This window comes from Mesorhizobium sp. M7A.F.Ca.US.011.01.1.1, from assembly GCF_003998295.1.
Taxonomy (GTDB): Bacteria; Pseudomonadota; Alphaproteobacteria; order Rhizobiales; family Rhizobiaceae; genus Mesorhizobium.
The window spans coordinates 1-1,321 of record NZ_RZRT01000170.1 but is presented as its reverse complement, the minus strand read 5'-3'; the positions used below and the strand labels follow the sequence as shown (position 1 = coordinate 1,321).

At 58.9% G+C, this 1,321-nt stretch carries 1 pseudogene; it reads left to right on the top strand.

Features of this window, described 5'->3' with window-relative positions:
• Positions 1 to 26: 26 nt before the first annotated feature.
• Positions 27 to 1,321, top strand: a pseudogene (locus EOA13_RS37090) (IS3 family transposase); the annotation flags it as partial.

Genomic DNA, 1,321 nt, shown 5'->3' with positions numbered 1-1,321 from the left:
TTGGACATCAACCTTCGGGGGTTTTCATGTCCAAACACAGCGAGAGTTTGAAGCGCACTGTTGTTGATCGTTATTTGAGTGGTGAAGAGAGCTATGCGAGCGCCGGTGCAGCCGACGGCGTAGATGCTGCGACGGTGCGCAAATGGGTTGCGAGCTATCAAGCGCACGGGGTTGCCGGCCTCGCTCGCAAGCTCAGCCACTATGACGGCGAGTTCAAGCTGTCGGTTCTGCACCGGATGTGGGAGGATGGACTGTCCTGCCGACAGACGGCCGCGCTGTTCAATATCCGCAACGCCGGCTGCCTTCCGGACTGGGAGAGGCGCTACGAAGCCGGTGGGATAGAGGCGCTCGCGCCGCGCCGCAGAGGAAGGCCGCGATCGATGTCAGACCCGCCGTCGCCTGGCGAGCCGCCCGTGGCGCAGAGTGATGAGACCAAGAGCCGCGAAGAGCTGCTTGCGGAACTGAACCATCTGCGCATGGAGAACGCCTACCTAAAAAAACTGGAGGCCTTAACGCAGGGACACGCGCCCAAAAAGCGCAAGCTGTCCAAGCGTTAAGGCTGCTCTATCCGCTCGATGGTCTGCTCAAACTGGCAGGGCTTTCCCGCAGCACGTTCTACTATCGACAGAAGGCGTCCCGCGTCGACCGCCATGCCGGTCTCAAGGAGAAGATCAGAGCCGTCTTCGACAGCCACAAGGGCCGCTACGGTTATCGCCGGGTGGCTGCTGCACTGCGCCGGCTCGGTCATGTCGTCAATCACAAGGCGGTGCAGGGTCGGATGGTGGAGATGGGATTGAAGTCGCTGGTCAGGCCGAAGAAGTATCGCTCCTACAAAGGCGGCATCGGAAGGACGGCTCCCGATCTCATTCAACGCCAGTTCAACGCTGACAGCGCCAACCATAAATGGGTGACCGATGTGACGGAGTTCAACCTGGCGGGCGACAAACTCTATCTCTCACCGGTCATGGACCTTTATAACGGCGAGATCATCGCCTTCGAGACCGCAAGGCGACCGCTCTTCAAGCTGGTGGAAAATATGCTCGCCAGAGCGCTGGACCGGCTCGACCAAACCCAACGCCCCATCCTACACTCCGATCAGGGATGGCAGTATCAGACGCCTGCCTACCAGCGCAGGCTCCAGGCACGAGGCATTGCCCAGAGCATGTCACGCAAAGGCAATTGCCTCGACAACGCACCTATCGAGAGCTTCTTCGCAACACTCAAATCCGAGCTCTTCTACCCCAATACCTTCGAGAACGTTCAGAGCCTCAAGGCCAGCATCGAGGATTACATCCACTACTACAATCATGATCGCATCAAA